General features: G+C 38.8%; 18 protein-coding genes. 9 read left to right on the forward strand and 9 right to left on the reverse strand.

What is annotated here, in order from left to right; genetic code table 11:
• Positions 1-82: 82 nt before the first annotated feature.
• Positions 83-571, forward strand: coding sequence for a DUF1569 domain-containing protein (locus M3P19_RS08175; protein WP_249657172.1), 489 nt, complete (start codon positions 83-85; stop codon positions 569-571).
• Between the two features lie 49 nt (positions 572-620).
• Positions 621-1,733, forward strand: coding sequence for an alanine racemase (locus tag M3P19_RS08180; RefSeq protein WP_249657173.1), 1,113 nt, complete (start codon positions 621-623; stop codon positions 1,731-1,733).
• Between the two features lie 95 nt (positions 1,734-1,828).
• Here M3P19_RS08180 and rpmA read toward each other — a convergent pair whose 3' ends face one another.
• The 3 genes from rpmA to M3P19_RS08195 form a co-directional block, all read right to left on the reverse strand.
• On the reverse strand, positions 1,829-2,089 hold the full coding sequence (gene rpmA / locus M3P19_RS08185) for a 50S ribosomal protein L27 (RefSeq protein WP_249657174.1): 261 nt from the start codon (positions 2,087-2,089) through the stop codon (positions 1,829-1,831).
• 23 nt (positions 2,090-2,112) lie between these two features.
• Positions 2,113-2,658 (reverse strand): 50S ribosomal protein L21, encoded by a 546-nt coding sequence (rplU, locus tag M3P19_RS08190; RefSeq protein ID WP_249657175.1) that lies wholly within the window; start codon positions 2,656-2,658, stop codon positions 2,113-2,115.
• 103 nt (positions 2,659-2,761) lie between these two features.
• Positions 2,762-3,208: a DUF4199 domain-containing protein gene (locus tag M3P19_RS08195; protein WP_249657176.1), complete on the reverse strand. Its 447-nt coding sequence runs from the start codon at positions 3,206-3,208 to the stop codon at positions 2,762-2,764.
• Positions 3,209-3,386: 178 nt separating this feature from the next.
• On the opposite strand from M3P19_RS08195, the gene M3P19_RS08200 reads away from it, so the two are divergent.
• The 3 genes from M3P19_RS08200 to M3P19_RS08210 all read left to right on the forward strand — a co-directional run bounded on the left by M3P19_RS08200 (position 3,387) and on the right by M3P19_RS08210 (position 7,387).
• On the forward strand, positions 3,387-4,709 hold the full coding sequence (locus M3P19_RS08200; RefSeq protein WP_249657177.1) for a M16 family metallopeptidase: 1,323 nt from the start codon (positions 3,387-3,389) through the stop codon (positions 4,707-4,709).
• A 1-nt stretch (position 4,710) separates the two neighbouring features.
• Complete coding sequence (locus M3P19_RS08205) at positions 4,711-6,783, forward strand: M16 family metallopeptidase (RefSeq protein ID WP_249657178.1); 2,073 nt, start codon at positions 4,711-4,713, stop codon at positions 6,781-6,783.
• Positions 6,784-6,964: 181 nt separating this feature from the next.
• A complete protein-coding gene (locus M3P19_RS08210; RefSeq protein WP_249657179.1) occupies positions 6,965-7,387 on the forward strand; it encodes a hypothetical protein in 423 nt (140 codons plus the stop codon).
• A 5-nt stretch (positions 7,388-7,392) separates the two neighbouring features.
• Here the strand turns inward: M3P19_RS08210 and gldD are convergent, their stop codons facing one another.
• The 4 genes from gldD to mutY are packed head-to-tail and all read right to left on the reverse strand — an operon-like array spanning position 7,393 to position 10,804.
• Positions 7,393-7,947 carry a gliding motility lipoprotein GldD gene (gene gldD, locus M3P19_RS08215; RefSeq protein ID WP_249657180.1) on the reverse strand — a complete coding sequence of 185 codons (555 nt, stop codon included), beginning with the start codon at positions 7,945-7,947 and terminating at the stop codon, positions 7,393-7,395.
• Positions 7,937-9,265, reverse strand: a complete 1,329-nt coding sequence (locus M3P19_RS08220; protein ID WP_470299680.1) for a gliding motility-associated protein GldE — start codon at positions 9,263-9,265, stop codon at positions 7,937-7,939. Before M3P19_RS08220 ends, gldD begins: the two co-directional genes overlap by 11 nt.
• A gap of 22 nt (positions 9,266-9,287) precedes the next feature.
• Complete coding sequence (locus M3P19_RS08225) at positions 9,288-9,746, reverse strand: single-stranded DNA-binding protein (protein ID WP_249657182.1); 459 nt, start codon at positions 9,744-9,746, stop codon at positions 9,288-9,290.
• Positions 9,747-9,769: 23 nt separating this feature from the next.
• Positions 9,770-10,804 (reverse strand): A/G-specific adenine glycosylase, encoded by a 1,035-nt coding sequence (gene mutY / locus M3P19_RS08230; protein ID WP_249657183.1) that lies wholly within the window; start codon positions 10,802-10,804, stop codon positions 9,770-9,772.
• A gap of 122 nt (positions 10,805-10,926) precedes the next feature.
• On the opposite strand from mutY, the gene M3P19_RS08235 reads away from it, so the two are divergent.
• From M3P19_RS08235 to M3P19_RS08250, 4 genes are all read left to right on the forward strand, one after another.
• On the forward strand, positions 10,927-11,217 hold the full coding sequence (locus M3P19_RS08235) for an HU family DNA-binding protein (protein ID WP_036380395.1): 291 nt from the start codon (positions 10,927-10,929) through the stop codon (positions 11,215-11,217).
• Positions 11,218-11,478: 261 nt separating this feature from the next.
• Complete coding sequence (locus M3P19_RS08240) at positions 11,479-13,026, forward strand: Rne/Rng family ribonuclease (protein WP_249657184.1); 1,548 nt, start codon at positions 11,479-11,481, stop codon at positions 13,024-13,026.
• A 91-nt stretch (positions 13,027-13,117) separates the two neighbouring features.
• Complete coding sequence (locus M3P19_RS08245; RefSeq protein WP_249657185.1) at positions 13,118-15,487, forward strand: alpha-L-rhamnosidase-related protein; 2,370 nt, start codon at positions 13,118-13,120, stop codon at positions 15,485-15,487.
• Complete coding sequence (locus tag M3P19_RS08250) at positions 15,487-15,972, forward strand: regulatory protein RecX (protein WP_249657186.1); 486 nt, start codon at positions 15,487-15,489, stop codon at positions 15,970-15,972. The genes M3P19_RS08245 and M3P19_RS08250 overlap by 1 nt, the downstream gene beginning before the upstream one ends.
• Positions 15,973-15,978: 6 nt before the next feature.
• On the opposite strand, the gene M3P19_RS08255 is transcribed toward M3P19_RS08250, so the two are convergent.
• Both M3P19_RS08255 and bioB read right to left on the reverse strand, forming a co-directional pair.
• Positions 15,979-16,848, reverse strand: a complete 870-nt coding sequence (locus M3P19_RS08255) for a cupin-like domain-containing protein (RefSeq protein WP_249657187.1) — start codon at positions 16,846-16,848, stop codon at positions 15,979-15,981.
• A gap of 60 nt (positions 16,849-16,908) precedes the next feature.
• Positions 16,909-18,009 (reverse strand): biotin synthase BioB, encoded by a 1,101-nt coding sequence (gene bioB / locus M3P19_RS08260; protein WP_249657188.1) that lies wholly within the window; start codon positions 18,007-18,009, stop codon positions 16,909-16,911.
• Positions 18,010-18,043: the final 34 nt, after the last annotated feature.

The following is an 18,043-nucleotide window of genomic DNA, read 5'->3' on the forward strand; positions in this document are numbered from 1 at the left end:
AAAACAATATATAGGACCCTCGCAATTGCGAGGGTTTCTTTTTATATCTTCGATTGTTATATAAACGCTTAATCAATTTTTGTTGAAAACAGATCCTAACCATCCACCAACCTTTTTGGATGAAGAATTTTCTCGGATAATCGGATATATAGCGCACCGGGATTCCAAGAGTTCGATGGTCTCCAAAGTGGATGTAGCATGGCATCTAGACCATATGCTCAAAGTAATAATTGCCACCTGTGCCATTTTACAAAAATCCAATCCAGAGGAATTCAAACCTAGTTACAGTTTTATCCGAACCATGGTTTTTGTAACAGGATACATCCCCAGAGGAGTGGCGAAAGCACCAAGATCGGTCAGACCTTCTGATGTGATAGAGACTAATGGTATTTATGATCAATTGGCTACTGCTAGAGGATGTGTTTCGGAATTGGAACAATTAGATGCGAGGGCTCATTTTAAGCATCCTTATTTCAAGAACATCAATAAAAACCAAACGAAGCGGTTTCTAAAACTGCATACGCTACATCATCTAAAAATTGTCCGTGATATTATTAAAAAGCAAACTTAAGCGGTACTTGATTATCAACAATTGAGTACATTACCTCTAAACCTATATTATGACCAACATGTGGTGGGAAATTAAAAATATTGACACTATAGACTCGCCCTCAGTAGCAGTTTACAAGGAACATTTAACACAAAATATCGAACACATGATTACAGGTGTCGATGGAGAGATGGAGCGACTCATGCCACATATCAAAACCAACAAAATGCCCAAGGTGATGGAAGTTTTGGTCGCTTCTGGAATTGGACGTTTCAAGGCTTCCACCATTGCTGAGGCTGAAATTGCCGCGGAAGCTGGCGCCGGTTCCGTTTTAATTGCCCATCAACTAGTAGGACCTAAAGTGGAGCGATTGTTGGACTTGGCGCAAAATTATCAGCACGTTGAATTCTCGACAATTGTGGACTGTCTCGACACGGTCAAAGTTCTAAACGACAAATGCGGTCAAATTGGGATTTCTCTACGTGTTTATATTGACATAAACAATGGCATGAACCGCTCAGGAATTGAAGTTGGTGCTGGATTACTTGAGTTAATTGATGCACTCTTGGAAAGTCCTAATTTGATTTTTAGCGGTTTCCATGTTTACGATGGTCATCTACGCGACACCGATTTTAACCTCAGAAATGAAAAAATCGAATCTGGATTTGGAGCTATTACAGAAATATTTGAACGTTTGAAAGCGCAACATCCTTCACTTCAAATGATTTGTGGAGGAACGCCTTCCTTTACTTCACATTTGCTCAAGAAAAATAGAGTTACCAGTCCAGGAACCTGTGTTTTATGGGATTGGGGCTATTCCGACAAACTTAAGGAGCAAAAATTCAATTATGCCGCACTCTTGGTTACAAGGATTATTTCCAAACCAACTGAAGGAATCATAACTGTTGATATGGGTCATAAATCTATCGCCTCCGAAAACCCAATTGATAAACGAATCAAGTTTCTCAATTTAGAAAACTACGAACTTGTTTCGCAAAGTGAAGAACATGGCGTAATCCAAGTGCAGGACTGGGACCAGTATCATGTTGGCGATGTGCTGTACGGAGTTCCCTATCATGTTTGCCCCACCATTAATCTACATGATGAAGTTTCCTTGATAGAAGCGGGCGTTAAAACCGATACTTGGGAAATTACCGCCCGCAAAAGAAAACTTAGGTTTTAAATACTGAATTGTTATTCACTATTAGCTTCTAAATAAGCATAAAAAAACGCCCTACTTCTTAAAGTAAGGCGTTTATTTTTTTTAAAACCGTGTCCTTATGCCTCAAAAGGCTCAATGGATACGAAAGATTTACCTCCAGCTTTTTTCTGGAATCTTACAATACCATCAACTTTGGCATGCAAGGTATGATCCTTACTGGCGTATACGTTTTCACCTGGATTGTGTTTTGTACCTCTTTGTCTAACGATAATGTTACCTGCAATTGCTGCTTGTCCACCAAAAATCTTGACCCCAAGTCGTTTCGATTCTGATTCTCTACCGTTTTTCGAACTACCTACACCTTTCTTGTGTGCCATGATATATAAATTTTAGTTCTTTATTATTTTGATAACGCTTCAATCAACTCTGCTTTCTTCATGGAAGAAATTCCGGAAATACCTTTGGCTTTTGCCAATTCCTTCAATTCAGCAACAGTTTTTGAACTCAAATCCTCTGCTACTTCCTTTTTAGGAGCTTCTTTCTTAGGAGCAGCCGCTTTTGGCTTTGCCTCCTTTTTAGGTTCCGCTACTGGCTTTTCAGCTTTTGCTTTTGCTGGAGCAGCTTTTTTGGCACCTTTTGCAACAATACTCTCAACTACTATTTCAGTTAAAGATTGTCTGTGACCATTTTTCACTCGGTAACCTTTACGTCTTTTCTTTTTGAAAACAATTACCTTATCTCCTTTTAGGTGTTTAACTACTTTTGCCTCTACGGCTGCACCTTCTATGACTGGGGCGCCAACAGTTACGTTTCCATTATCCTCCAAAAGAAGCACCTTGTCAAAAGTTACCTTTTTACCTTCTTCTGTTTGCAAACGGTGAACGTACACTTTCTGGTCTTTTGCAACTTTGAATTGCTGCCCTGCCATCTCTACAATTGCGTACATAATGCGTTAATTAGATTAAATTACTTTGGCGCTATTGAAATTAGCGGGTGCAAATATAGCCTTAAATCCTTAATTAACAAGTATTCTTGGGCTATTTAACCAATTATTTTTTAGGATTATTTGACGTTTTGAAAAGCTGCATAAAGGATAACGTCAAAACCAAGGTGGTAGCAAAACCCATAACGGCTACTGTAAAGAATACAATGCCTTCAAAATTACTGTAATCCTTGGACCACACATCCGAGAGTTCCGTTAAAAAACTTCCGCTTAATTCCGTTGCATAGAACGCAAAGAAAATGGTAAACAAAAGTGTGGCTACAAAGCCGGTGGTAACTCCCGCTGCAAATCCTTTTCCATAATTAAAATCATTCCCCTCACGCATCTTGGTGTACTTAATGGTTTCATAGATCCCAAATCCAGTAATTATGCCATTGAACAAACTAAAGAAAACATTGGTGTGTTTACCCATAAGGGACAAAATCAAGAAATAGGCCATCAAACAGGCACTGGTCACAATTCCAAATCGGATTGGGAGGGTGAGATTTTTCATTTCAATAAATTTTGCGGTGGATCCTTTAATTTACTGAATGTTGGGCAATTATGCTAGTGTTTATTGCAAAAGACTAAAGTAAATTAACTTAAAACTTTTAAATTTTAACCTATATTTAGTGTAACATCAATCAATAGTTCCACACTAAATCAATACAATAATTTAAATTCTAATTCTAATGAAGCGATACCTACTATCCGCAATTCTAACATTTAGCAGCTTTGGGTTTCTTTTTGCCCAGCAGGTAGTCTTTGAGGAATATGATCTTGATAATGGACTTCATGTTATTCTGCATCAAGACAATTCTGCCCCTGTGGTCACAACTTCGGTTATGTATCATGTGGGCTCCAAGGATGAAAATCCAGAAAAAACAGGATTTGCCCACTTTTTTGAACACTTATTATTCGAGGGGACAAAAAATATTAAACGTGGCGAATGGGATAAAATAGTCTCCTCCGTTGGTGGTGGCAATAATGCAAATACCTTTTTGGACCGCACGTATTATTACGAAACATTTCCATCCAACAGCTTGGAAACGGGATTGTGGTTAGAATCTGAACGACTAATGCATCCTATAATTGGACAAATTGGAGTGGACACCCAGAAGGAGGTGGTGCAGGAAGAACGTCGTTCCCGTGTGGATAATTCCCCATATGGTGCATTTTTTGAAGTCCTACTTAAAAATCTTTATACCAAGCACCCATACCGATGGGGTGTTATCGGTTCCATGGATCATATTGCAAGTGCAACATTGGATGACTTTAAAAAATTCAATGAAACATTTTATGTGCCAAACAACGCAGTACTGGTGGTTGCTGGTGATATAGATTCCGCCAAAACCAAAAGTATGATCCAAGATTACTTTGGACCAATACCTAGAGGAGCTGACATAAAAAGAACCACCATAATTGAGGACCCAATTGTTAACACCAAAAAAGCGGTTCATTACGATTCCAATATTCAAATACCAGCCATTTTGTTGGCATATAGAACCCCTGGTCAGGCAGAACGAGAAGCCTATGTGGTTGATATGATCTCTACCTATTTAAGTGACGGGGAAAGCTCCAAACTTTATAAAAAATTAGTAGACGAAAAGAAAATTGCCCTTCAAATTTTCTCAGTCCCTATAAACGCCGAAGATTACAGTTGTTATGTGGTAGGTGGTTTACCAGTAGGCGAAAACTCAATTCAGGATATCAAAAACGAAATTGATGCGGAGATATTGAAAATACAATCCGAATTGATTTCGGAAAAGGATTACCAAAAACTGCAAAACAAATTTGAAAACAATTTTGTGAATGCCAATAGTAGCATCTCTGGAATTGCAAATTCACTTGCCGAAAATTACATGTTACGAGACAATACAAATCTGATCAATACGGAGATTGAAATCTATAGATCTATTACCAGGGAAGAGATTATGGAAGTGGCCAAAAAATATTTAAAGGTCAATCAACGTGTGGAACTTGAATATTTACCGGAACAAAATGAAGCCAATTAGCATGAAAAAGTATATCGTATTTAGTTTTATTGTATTGTTTGCCGCATTATCACACGGACAAATTGACCGCACCAAACCTCCCAAAAGAGGACCTGCACCTGAAGTCAATTTAAAAGAACCCACCCAATTTGAACTTAATAATGGTTTGAAGGTTATGGTAGCAGAAAATCATAAACTGCCTAGGGTTTCCATGCACTTAACTATAGACAATCCACCAATTTTAGAAGGTGATAAAGCAGGCGTGGCCAGCTTAACTGCAAGTTTGATGGGTAAAGGTTCCAAGTCTATCCCCAAAGATGATTTTTATGAAGAAGTGGATTTCTTGGGTGCGAGTATCAGTATTGGAGACCAAAGTGCTACAGCATCCTGTTTGTCCAAATATTTCCCTAGGATATTGGAATTAATGGCTGATGCCGCTCTTAATCCCAATTTTACCCAAGAAGAATTCGACACCGAGAAAAACCGCATTTTAACCGGTCTAAAATCGGAAGAAAAAGATGTATCCGCTATTGCTTATAGAGTGCAATCTGCCCTTGCTTACGGTAAAAAGCATCCGTTTGGGGAAATTACTTCTGAGGCGACAGTGAATAACGTAACCTTGGCAGACGTAGACCAGCATTATAGATCATATTTTGTGCCTGCCAATGCTTATTTGGTCATTCTTGGTGATGTTGATTTTGAAACCGCGAAAGAATTGGTAACGACTCATTTCACACCATGGTCTAAAGCCACGCCACCTTCCTTTAGCTATGCAGAACCCACAGATGTTCAGTATAGCCAAATCAACTTTGTTGATATGCCCAATGCAGTGCAATCGGAGGTCACGGTTCAGAACATCACGAAGCTTCAAATGAAAGACCCGGATTACTTACCTGCACTACTTGCAAATAGGATTCTTGGTGGGGGTTCGCAAGCTAGACTATATCAAAATCTGCGAGAAGATAAGGGGTACACGTATGGTAGTTATTCCAGTATTCGGGATAACAAATACAGCCCCATGCGTTTTAATGCCTTTGCCCAAGTTCGTAATATGGTAACCGACAGTTCAATTGTCCAAATCTTACACGAAATAGACCGTATAATACAGGAACCCATAACAGAAGAGGAACTGAAAAACGCCAAAGCAGAATACGCAGGTAGTTTTGTGATGGCCTTGGAAAGTCCGGCAACTGTAGCAAATTATGCATTGAATATTGAGACTGAGGGGCTTGATAAAGATTTCTATAAAAACTATTTGGAGCGGATTGATAAGATAACTATTGAAGACGTTCAGAAAGCAGCTCAAAAACACTTTACAACTTCCAATTCTAGAATTGTGGTTGCTGGAAAAGGAAGCGAAGTGATGGAAAACCTTGAAAAGGTTACCTATAAAGACAAGAAAGTTCCTGTATTGTATTTTGATAAAAATGCAACCAAGACTGATAAACCTGATTATTCGGCCCCTCTTCCTGACGGTGTTAATGCAACATCTATTTTGGAGAAGTACCTTGAAGTAATTGGCGGCAAAACCAAATTGGAAGGTGTTAGTTCATTTGCCTTGATAGCAGAAGCCGAAATGCAAGGAATGACCCTGGAATTGGAAATGAAAAAGACCGATAAAAATCAATTCATGCAGAATATTAAAGTGCAGGGAAATTCGGTGCAAAAACAAGTTCTGGATGGTGATTCCGGGTACGCTATTGCACAAGGTCAACGCAAAGACCTAACCCCTGAAGAGATTGAACGTATCAAAGAAGAATCTGCAGCATTTCCGGAATTGAACTATCTAATAGCCGGAAACATTAGTGTTGAAGGTGTAGAGACCATTGGCGATAAAAAGGCCTATAAACTTAAAATCACCGAAAACAAATATTGCTATTACGATACTGAAACGGGATTAAAATTGCAAGAGGTAAGCATCGAAGATATCCAAGGCCAAGCAATCCCAAACACCTTGATTTACGACGCGTATCAAGAAGTTTCGGGGATTCAATTTCCTTTTAAGATGACACAATCCTTTGGACCTCAAAATTTTGAGTTTCAGATAAAGGAAATCAAAGTAAATGAAGGGGTGGTACCATCTGATTTTGAGTAAATCCAAAAAACAATAATCGAAAAAGGCGCTCAAAAATATGGGCGCCTTTTTTCTTTTTAAAAAACCAAAAATAGTATTTGCGTTTAATTGACGATTCTGAATGTTTTTAAAGTTTCAGTATATATTCTGCGTTGAGATTCAATATTTTTACATCAAGAATTTTCAATAAAAAATCTAAAAAATGAAAAACTACGTTTATCTAACCATATTGCTTTTGACTTTATCATTCTCCTGTAAAGAAAAAGAAAAGGAGGTTGAAGGCCCTTCTCAAATGGAACAAGTAATGGCAATCCATGACGAGGTGATGCCAAAAATGAGCACCCTTGGAAAATTGGTCGGGGAATTAAATACCAAAATCGATACAACTGAAATGGGACTTAAATATGAAGCTGCCATGAAAGACCTTCAAGCCGCCCATAATTCCATGATGGATTGGATGAAAGGATTTGGTGACCGTTTTGACTCGGATGAAATATTAAATGGCAAGGCACTTTCTGATGAAAAGCAAAAATGGCTGGATTTAGAGGAAGTAAAAGTAAAGGACCTAAAAGAGCAGATAAACTCCAGTATTGCAAATGCAGAAGCGCTGTTAGGCAAAGAATAGTAGTATTATTCACTCCATTTAAGGGTTTCCATGATCCTACGGATATCTTTCTGAAGATATACCGCAGCCGGAAGTATGGAGTCATAATTGGGTTTGGCGTAGAAATACAACGAACCTGTCACAAAGTGATTAATGCTATCCGTTACATAAAACTGGGACTGTGAAGCTGCATCACCACTGACTTCATAGAACATGCCATAGACCTTATCTTCTGTATTTACAAAAGGCTGTTCAAGAATATTGTCCGCTTTAACCACATGCTCATAAGATAATTTTTGGGCATCGGTCAATAGGGTCCTTAGATTCCCTTCAACGGACTTGTATGTTATGTAGACCGAGCCGTTCATCATTGGATAATCCAATACCAAAGAACAGTCTTTGCTGTCTTTCATTACCGAAAGTGTGTTTTGCTCAAAAGTATAGTTGCACTCGTTGTCCATTAGGCTATAAGTGGCATTCGGGTATTCCAAACGTAGCATTGCATTTGGTTTAGGGATAGTTTCATCCTTGCAACCCAACAGAATTAATATATTACAAAGAACAATCCAACTACGATTCATTTGGCAAAGTCACTTTTATGCGTTTCAATCTTTTTTTATCTAGGCTTTCAATCAAGAACTGGTAGTTCTTAAACAATACTTTTTCACCTCTTTTTGGAAAACTCCCTGAAATCTCCAATACAAATCCCGCTATGGTCTCTGATTCTCCTTTTTGATTTTCAAAATCTTCTTCATCCTCAATCTTTACCACGCGGTAAAAATCCTTTAAGGTTGTTTTGCCATCAAAAACATAATTGAAGTCATCTAGCTTGGAGAAAATCAAATCCTCATCATCAAACTCGTCACTGATATCCCCAACTATTTCCTCAATGATATCTTCCAAGGTAACGATACCAGAGGTGCCGCCATATTCATCCACAACAACCGCCAAATGGTTTTTCTTATCTTGAAATTCGAGTAAAAGATCATCCAACTTTTTATTCTCAGGCACAAAATAGGGCTCCCTGATCAAGGACATCCAATTGAAGTTTTTCCGGTCAATATATGGGAGAAGGTCTTTAACATATAGGACACCCAGTACATTATCCATATTTTCAGAAAACACTGGAATTCGGGAATAGCCATTCTTTTTGATTTCCTCTAGTACTTCTGGAAATTTCATCTCCTCATTCAGAGCAAATATATCGATGCGTGGACGCATTACTTGCTTGGTATCTGTGTTCCCAAAACTCACAATACCCTCAAGAATTTTCTGTTCTTCCTTTGTGGTATCGCCTTCTGAGGCCAATTCAAGGGCTTGCGATAAATGATCTACGCTTAGATTGGATTTTTGTTTCCCCAATTTCTCTTGCAAAAAACCTGTTGCCGAACTCATAGGTGCACTGAATGGGGTAAAAAGCGTATTCAAGACACGTATTGGCAAAGACATGAACTGCGAAAACTGAACCCGATTCCTGTTGGCATAAATTTTTGGTAGTATTTCGCCAAACATCAAAATCAGGAAGGTAGCAACTACAACTTCCAACAAAAAGCGAACAGAAATAACACCAAATAGGACTTGGTCAATAGCTGAAAATATGACATTGCCTATTGAACTGAACAATAAGACAATCCCAATATTGATGGCATTATTGGTAATAAGGATGGTGGCCAACAATTTCTTAGGTCTGTCCAGCAATTTTACAATAAGCTTATCCCGCGAGCTATCCGATTCCTCCATTTCGTTTAAATCTGTTTGGGATAAGCCAAAAAGTGCAACCTCGGCCCCGGATATCAAAGCCGAACAGATAAGAAGAATCAACAGCACAATCACTTTAGCGGTGAACATACCATTAAATATAGTAAAGATAAATGCCAAACAATAGGGCTCGGGATCCACAATTTAAGGTTTATGCTATGAATCAGAATGGAAGGTCATCATCCTGTTCGGTTTCGGTAGCAGTTGACGCAGGTTCAACAGGTTTGGCAGTTTGTTCAGGTGCAGGCATGTTTTGTGATTGCTGCGTATTTGCCATACTTTCTTGCTTAGTGGACAAAAATGTGAAATCTTGGACATGCACCTCGGTAGTGTAGCGTGTATTCCCATCCTCTCCTTGCCACTGTCTGTTTTTCAAACGGCCTTCCAGATATACTTTATCTCCTTTGCTTAAATACTTTTCGCAAATTTCGGCTGCTTTATTGCGAACCACAATATTATGCCAATCCGTATTAGTGACTTTTTCTCCTGTCTGACGGCTGGTGTAGGTCTCATTGGTGGCCAATGGGAAGCGTCCAACACATCCACCACCTTCAAAATAGTGGACTTTTACTTCATCACCCAAATGCCCAATCAGCATCACTTTGTTCAATGTTCCGCTCATAATTCTTTAATTGGTCAAAAGTACTAAATTTTAAACGTCTTTATAAAATCTGAAATCAAAACAGGAACTGGAAAATCAAATATACTTTGCCAAGATATTCCGTTTGTAAGTGGTGTGGTAGACTCCAAAACCCAGAATTGTGTATAAAGGTGTTGATGGGATAATTTATGGATGATTACATCCGTATTATATAAGGTAACCCTTCCAACGTCCACGCCAATATTCTTGACGGCCAATTCCCTAATTTTACTTACATCAACTGATTGATCTGTTTCCATTAACGGAAATTGATACATATTTTGCCAAATTCCTTTTCCTTTACGCTGTTCCCATAAGGTTTTCCCGTGTTCATCAATAAAAACAAGATAATTGAAATATCTACTCTTGATTTTGGCCTTTTTCAACTTAACTGGCAATTCCCGCACCCTATCTTCTTTTAGTGCGACACAAGCATGGTTTAACGGGCAAACATCACAATCAGGACTTTTTGGTGCGCATTGAATTGCTCCAAACTCCATTATTCCTTGATTATAATCCCTAATATTTTCAATATCCATGACTTCCCGTGCCAAGGATTTGAAATACTTTATCCCAGAAGTGCTGTTAATTGGCATATCAACTCCAAAATATCGAGCCAAAACTCTATACACATTGCCATCAACAACAGGTTCAGGTTGATTGAAACAAATGGAAACAATGGCGCTTGCCGTATAATCACCAATACCTTTTAAAGTAAGGACTTCCTTATACGTTGTTGGAAATTCACCACTATATGTATCTACTATGATTTTTGCAGTAGTGTGCAAATTACGTGCTCGGGAATAATAACCCAATCCTTGCCAAAGCTTCAAGACCTTTTCTTCAGGTGCCCTTGCCAAATCATGTACCGTTGGGAAGGCCTCTAAGAACTTATTATAATAAGGTATACCTTGTGCTACCCGGGTTTGCTGGAGCATAATCTCTGAAAGCCAAATATTATAAGGGTTAATGGTAGTTCTCCAAGGCAAATCCCGCTTATGAACACCATACCATTCCAAAATAATCTGCGAAAAAGACATGTAAGGAAATAATAAGGGTTAAAAGTAGCAGTTTATATACTTAAAATTAAAGGGTTTAAACGAAAGATTAATTTTAATTTTTATATTTGCAAGCCTAAAAAATTAGAAAACAGTAATACGAAATGACGAAAGCAGATATTGTAACTAGAATCTCAGAAAAACTAGGTATAGAAAAAGGAGACGTACAAGCAACAGTGGAATCTTTTATGGAGGAGGTAAAATCGTCCTTGGAGAATGGAGATAATGTTTATTTAAGAGGTTTTGGAAGCTTTATCATCAAGACGAGAGCGGAAAAAACAGGTAGAAACATTTCAAAGAATACTACCATCAAAATTCCTGCACACAATATTCCTGCCTTCAAACCTGCAAAAGTGTTTGTTGAAGGTGTAAAGAGCAACGTTCAAGTAAAATAATATAACTAACACAAAAGGAAGAGCCATATGCCAAGTGGTAAAAAAAGAAAAAGACATAAGGTAGCTACCCATAAGCGCAAAAAGCGTAGAAGAGCTAACCGACACAAGAAAAAGTAGTTGTTACAACTACTTTTTCACTTTTCACACCTACGTTCTTTGACATAGAGATTCACGAAAAGAATTTCAATCGGTAGTAACCGATTCTACATATTGTTTAATCATTTATCCCAGCAATATTGGGGTAAATAAAAATCGATTCAGGTGAATAGAGAATTAATCGTTAGATCTAGTTCCGATGCAGTCGATTTTGCCTTGTTAAAGGATGGAAAACTCATTGAATTACACAAAGATGAGGATGACAACAAATTTTCAGTAGGGGATATCTTCCTAGCCAAGATAAGAAAACCCGTTACCGGCCTCAATGCGGCGTTCGTAAATGTAGGTTATGAAAAAGATGCGTTCCTGCACTATCATGACCTTGGTCCGCAGTTGTCCTCCATGTTAAAATTCATTAAAAAAGCAAGAACAGGGAAAGTAAAGGATTATTCCCTCAAAGATTTTCCATTTGAAAAAGATATAGACAAGAATGGCAGTATTAACGAAGTTATTAAGGCCAATCAGTCATTATTGGTACAAATAGTAAAAGAACCTATTTCCACCAAAGGTCCAAGAATTAGCTCCGAGCTATCATTAGCTGGGCGTTATTTGGTCATGGTACCTTTTTCCGACCGAGTTTCAGTTTCTCAAAAAATTGGAAGCAAAGAAGAAAAAGATAGGTTAATACGACTTGTAAAAAGTATTAAGCCCAAAGGATTTGGGGTAATAATACGTACCGTTGCAGAAGGCAAGAAAGTTGCAGAACTCGACAAAGATCTTCAAAATTTGTTTTCCAAATGGATAACAATGTGCAAGAGATTGCATAGAGCTGATCATCCATCCAAAGTATTAGTAGAACTCAATAGAGCTTCTTCCATCCTTAGAGATGTATTCAATGATTCCTTTACAGGAATTCATGTGGATGATGAAACACTTTACAATCAAATCAAGGATTACTTGCATGAAATTGCTCCTCAAAAAGAATCTATAGTAAAACTGTATTCCGGTTCCGCACCCATTTATGAAAAATTTGGCATCGAACGCCAAATAAAGACTTCATTTGGACGCACAGCGTCAATGAGCAGAGGTGCATACCTTGTAATAGAACATACCGAAGCGCTTCACGTAATAGATGTGAACAGTGGTAATCGTTCCAACAAGGCAAAGAACCAAGAAGATACGGCATTGGAAGTAAACCTTTTAGCTGCATCAGAAATCGCAAGGCAATTACGTTTGCGGGATATGGGAGGAATTATAGTAATTGATTTTATCGATATGACCAAAGGTGATCACAGACGTAAGTTGTTTGATCATTTAAGGGAAGAAATGAAGGATGATCGTGCAAAGCACAAAATCCTTCCCCCTAGTAAATTTGGTCTGGTACAGATTACCCGTCAAAGGGTACGACCAGAGATGAATATCAAAACCAGTGAGGAAAATCCCAATGGATCAGGAAAGGAAGTGGAAGCACCAATTGTCCTAATTGACAAAATCAATTCGGATTTGGAACGCATAATGAAAGGAAATCATAAAGACAAGGGTATTATTCTGAATATCCATCCATTCATTGCCGCTTACCTCAACCAAGGATTCCCATCTCAACGCTTTAAATGGTTTTTAGAGTATAAAAAATGGGTGAAAATCCAACCAAGGGATGCATACACGTACCTTGAATATCGTTTTAAAAACAAAGACGGTAAAACAATTAGATAACAAAAGCGACTCCAATTTTGGGGTCGCTTTTTTGTTTTACGGAATTGAGAACATTATGGTATTTTTGGGTATCACCTAGTTTGCCATGATTATGAAGCCCTTCTCCACGCTATGTTTTTCATTACTTATCCTAAGCTGTACCACTAATTCCACTGAAACGCTATCAGAAATCCTATCGGATTCCCCGGTTATAAAAGGGAACACCAATTATTTAAACTCTCCTTACGTTACCGCCGGCGACCGTGTTTATATGGTTGGACATCAGAATGGTAGTTTTCCCGATTTAGGATGGCATATAAAAGGTGAAATGGGTGGCATATGGAACCATCCTATTAAGTTAATGGATGGATTTGATGCGCAAATTGTTGTAGCTAATGATACCCTAACTTTAAACAATGCCATTGAGTTCGTTAATTACCCCATGGCCAATATGCATCGTTTTGAATGGCCAGAAAAAGAGATTGAAGTCAAAAGATGGCAATTTGTTCCTGATGGGCAAGAAGGCATGTTAGTCCAATTTGAAATCACCTCAGCCAACAACGTACCTGCGGCAACTTTTGAGTTTATTGGACATACAGATTTACAGCCAACATGGCTTGGTGAAGAAACACAAATGATTGATGCCAAAGACCAAGGTACTTTTGAAAACAACAAATGGATTGTTAAGGACACCAATAATCCTTGGTTCTCCATTTTCGGGTCTGACCGGAACCCCAACGAACATGATACCTTTACCGGCGACGGTAATGGTGCATCCAATTCGCTATCCTATTCAATCAAGTTAAAGACTTCTTCTCCAAATACCTTAACCTTTGCAATTGCAGGATCCTATACATCCAAAGAAAACGCACTAAATACGTACAATGCCATTCTTGAGAACTTCCATGCAATGGCTTCCCAAAAGAAGCAACGTTATGGTGAGTTGGCTGAGAAATCCAAATTGACCATTCCCGATAAAGAACTTCAGCAAACTTTTGAATGGCTAAAATACAATTGCGATTGGCTGGTAAGAACCGTTCCCGAAATAGGTACAGGTATTGGAGCGGGAATCCCGGATTACCCATGGTGGTTTGGTGTGGATAGTGAATACGCCTTGAAAGGTTATATGGCTATAGGACAAGACAATATCGTAAACCAAACAATCCAACTTTTGGATAGTGTGTCCAATGCAGTAAATGGAAATGGCAAAATCCTGCATGAAATGTCAACCAACGGATTTGTCTTCAATAAGGGAAATATTAATGAAACCCCGCAGTTTGCATCATTGATTTGGGAAATCTACACTTGGAACGGAGACAAACAATTCCTTGAAAAATATTTCCCCACTGTACAAAAAGGCCTTGTTTGGCTAATGGAGGAAAACGATAGCAACGGCAACTTATTTCCAGACGGCTTTGGGATGATGGAAATCCATGGCTTGAACAGCGAGATGATAGATGTAGCTGCCTATACACAGCGCGCTTTCGATGATGCGTCCAAAATGGCCATGGAACTGGACCAAACCAACCTAGCTGAAGAATATGCCAGTGCGGCCAAGGAACTAGCCTTAAAAATCAATACCGAATTATGGTCCGATGACTTTGGGTCATACGCTGATTTTTTAGGTACAGATGAACAGGCAATCCATCTAATTGAGGATGCCATCGTTAGAGCAGATACTTTGAACAAACCATGGGCCATAGAAGAACTGGAAACAACAAAAGCACAAATTCAACATAACCCCTCAAAGAAATTGAAACCATTTGTCCTACATCACAATTGGGTAGTCAATACGCCTATGGAAATGAAAATCACGGACAGTTCCAAAGCAATAATCGGTCTTGATACAGCGAAAAAATTCACCAATCCATTTGGGGTTTTTGTCACCGGAATAGACCGAGATGATTCAGCCGGAAAGGATTTCGGTTCGTTTGAAGGAAGTAAGGTCTTTTCCTATACCGGTGCAGTAATGACATTGCCAACTGGGGTGCTGGCTGTGGCAGAAAACAACTACGGCAGGCCAGATGATGCATTGGATTATCTAGAACGGATGACCCGAACATTTAGCTACGCCCTTCCGGGAAGTATTTATGAAGTTTCTCCGGATTACGGCATGATGACTCAAGCCTGGAACATTTACGCCTATGCCATTCCAATTGTACAGCAGTTTTTTGGAATACAACCAATGGCAAGTCAGAAAAAGGTCATCATTACGCCACAAATGCCCAAAAAATGGGAAGAAGGCGCCAAACTGGAAAATGTAGCCGTTGCAGACAACACAATTTCCATTTCATATAAAAAAGGAGAACAGGGTATGCAGGTTGAAGTAATACAATCAAATCCTGAATGGACCGTTCAATTGGAATTCCCTAAAAGCACTTATGAAATTGTGGAGGGCGACGCTGAAACCACAACTACAGGTTCCAAGACGGTATTTACTTCCACATCTCAAAAAATAGTGGTTCACCAATCCAAATCTTGATGCAAGGAAAATATCCTTCGAGAAAACACATAACCGTACAAGAGGCACAGCAAAAATTGGAACGCTATTGTGCATACCAAGATCGTTGTCATCTAGAGGTGGTGAGCAAGTTAAAGGAAATGCGAATGATTCCTGAGGCTATTGATGTCATCGTAGCCCATTTGATCCAGGAAAACTATCTGAATGAAGAACGTTTTGCAAGAAGCTTTGCCCGAGGCAAGTTCAACATTAAAAAATGGGGCAAAAACAGGATTGTGAATGAATTAAAACGTAGGCAAATTTCCACATTCAATATCAAATGTGCACTTTCTGAAATTTCAGAAGAAGATTACCTGAATGCCTTTAATGAACTTGCAATTAAAAAGTGGGAACAACTAAATACTGAAAACCTCCAAAGGCGCAAGAAAAAATTGACAGACTATTTGTTTTATCGCGGTTGGGAGAGCCATCTTGTCTATGAGAAAATTCAAGAATTAAAACCTTAACAAGTTTCACTTCTTAGAAACGAGATTATTGGTTCGAAGCACAGCCTTTTCATTCTTCCAATCTATCCACTCCTGACCTTTTATTCTTCGCATTAGGTTATCAAAATGCCGCATAAACAATATGTTGTAGACCGCTTTTCCAAAATTTCCCGGTTTTCTGGCAATTGCCCTCAAGCTCATTGAAAATCCAGGGCTTTTGTACTTCATGTGATGCCAATACCCTTCTGGTATATACAACACATTACCATGCTCCAATTGGGTTATATGACCTTTAGCATGCTTTAAAGCAGGCCATTTTTCCAAATCCGGGTTATCAAAATCAATATCTTCCCTGGTGATTAGGGAATGCGGGATTTTATACAAGTATCTTGTTTCAGACTGCGAGAACAAGATACATTGCTTTTTACCTTCAAAATGAAAATGGAAAATATTGGCCAAATCTATGTCGTAGTGCATAAATGTATGGGAATCACTCCCTCCAAAAAATAACATTGGTAACCCCTTCATCAATCGAAGTCCAAAATCCGGATACGTAAAATCTTTTTGCAATTCAGGCACTTCCTTCAAGACATTCCATAAAAAAATCCTATACTTGGTAGGTTTGCTTTTTAGAAGGTCAATGTAGTCCTTCATCTTCATTTTTGCATGAGGTTCATTAAAACCTTCGTCATGCTTAACCGGGCGATCATCGTAAAGCGGCACCGTCTTCTCTCCTGCCAATTCCTTGATGTAATCTAAGTTCCATTTGGAATGAGCAGGCCAATCCTCAATGAAATTCTCTATAACCACAGGTTTTTGGGGTTTAAAGTATTTCTTTAGGAAATCTTTTTTGGAAAGACTCTTTTCCCGCGGGATTTGTTCAAGGTTAAGTTCCAAAATGTAAAAATTTTGAAACAACTAAATTAAGAAAAGGTTTTTAAACGGCTATTTGTAGTATTAGTCCTTAGCAACCAGCTTTCCTTTTTCTTTTGCTTCCTCGTTTCTGGCTATTTTATGTTCGGGTCTTGTCCATTTTGGTTTTTCTCCTTTAGCTACAAATTCCGAATCAGAGGCTTCCACGGTTTTAGGTTGTGAAATTTTGGTAAATGGCTTTTGTGGATTCAAACCAAGAAGTTTAAACATTTCCATATCCTCGTTCACGTCAGGATTTGGAGTGGTCAATAATTTATCACCTGCAAAGATGGAGTTGGCTCCTGCAAAAAAGCACATGGCCTGGCCTTCTCTACTCATCTCAGTTCTCCCTGCAGACAAACGAACCTGTGTCTCAGGCATAACAATTCTTGTTGTGGCGACCATTCGGACCATTTCCCAAATTGAAATAGGTTCCATGTCTTCCATAGGTGTACCTTCAACTGCTACCAAAGCATTAATCGGGACAGATTCTGGTTGAGGGTTTAAAGAAGCCAAAGCCACAAGCATACCTGCCCTATCTTCCAACTTTTCACCCATACCTATGATACCTCCACTACAGACCGTCACATTACTCTTTCTAACATTGTCAATGGTATCCAAACGATCTTGGAAGGCACGTGTAGAGATTACGTCTTTATAGTAATCCTCAGATGTATCCAAATTATGGTTATAGGCATATAGCCCAGCTTCAGCCAATCGCTTTGCTTGATTTTCCGTGAGCATTCCAAGCGTACAACAAACTTCCATATCCAATTTGTTTATCGTACGAACCATTTCCAATACTTGATCAAACTCTGGCCCATCCTTTACGTTACGCCATGCAGCCCCCATACATACTCTGGAGCTTCCTGAAGCTTTTGCTCTTAAAGCCTGGGCCTTCACATGTGAGACGGTCATTAAGTCATTTCCTTCGATATCCGTATGGTATCTTGCCGCCTGTGGGCAATAACCGCAATCTTCTGGACAGCCACCTGTTTTAATGGACAATAGTGTAGAAACTTGGACTGTATTAGGGTCATGGTGTACCCTATGTACCGTTGCTGCATCATATAGCAATTCCATTAAGGGTTTGTTATATACCTCTAATATCTCCTCCTTTGTCCAGTTGTGTCTTGGTGTACTCATAGGTTGAATATAATTCAAATTCAAAAATAGCCCA

Source organism: Flagellimonas spongiicola, from assembly GCF_023502425.1.
GTDB classification, from domain to species: Bacteria; Bacteroidota; Bacteroidia; order Flavobacteriales; family Flavobacteriaceae; genus Flagellimonas; species Flagellimonas spongiicola.

Excerpts from the sequence above, each read along its gene's own strand:
- M3P19_RS08245 (WP_249657185.1), top strand. The coding sequence starts at position 13,118 with ATGAAGCCCTTCTCCACGCTATGTTTTTCATTACTTATCCTAAGCTGT.
- M3P19_RS08235 (WP_036380395.1), top strand. The coding sequence starts at position 10,927 with ATGACGAAAGCAGATATTGTAACTAGAATCTCAGAAAAACTAGGTATA.
- mutY (WP_249657183.1), bottom strand. The coding sequence starts at position 10,804 with ATGTCTTTTTCGCAGATTATTTTGGAATGGTATGGTGTTCATAAGCGG.
- M3P19_RS08210 (WP_249657179.1), top strand. The coding sequence starts at position 6,965 with ATGAAAAACTACGTTTATCTAACCATATTGCTTTTGACTTTATCATTC.
- rpmA (WP_249657174.1), bottom strand. The coding sequence starts at position 2,089 with ATGGCACACAAGAAAGGTGTAGGTAGTTCGAAAAACGGTAGAGAATCA.
- M3P19_RS08205 (WP_249657178.1), top strand. The coding sequence starts at position 4,711 with ATGAAAAAGTATATCGTATTTAGTTTTATTGTATTGTTTGCCGCATTA.
- gldD (WP_249657180.1), bottom strand. The coding sequence starts at position 7,947 with ATGAATCGTAGTTGGATTGTTCTTTGTAATATATTAATTCTGTTGGGT.
- M3P19_RS08250 (WP_249657186.1), top strand. The coding sequence starts at position 15,487 with ATGCAAGGAAAATATCCTTCGAGAAAACACATAACCGTACAAGAGGCA.
- M3P19_RS08195 (WP_249657176.1), bottom strand. The coding sequence starts at position 3,208 with ATGAAAAATCTCACCCTCCCAATCCGATTTGGAATTGTGACCAGTGCC.
- M3P19_RS08200 (WP_249657177.1), top strand. The coding sequence starts at position 3,387 with ATGAAGCGATACCTACTATCCGCAATTCTAACATTTAGCAGCTTTGGG.
- rplU (WP_249657175.1), bottom strand. The coding sequence starts at position 2,658 with ATGTACGCAATTGTAGAGATGGCAGGGCAGCAATTCAAAGTTGCAAAA.
- bioB (WP_249657188.1), bottom strand. The coding sequence starts at position 18,009 with ATGAGTACACCAAGACACAACTGGACAAAGGAGGAGATATTAGAGGTA.
- M3P19_RS08180 (WP_249657173.1), top strand. The coding sequence starts at position 621 with ATGACCAACATGTGGTGGGAAATTAAAAATATTGACACTATAGACTCG.
- M3P19_RS08225 (WP_249657182.1), bottom strand. The coding sequence starts at position 9,746 with ATGAGCGGAACATTGAACAAAGTGATGCTGATTGGGCATTTGGGTGAT.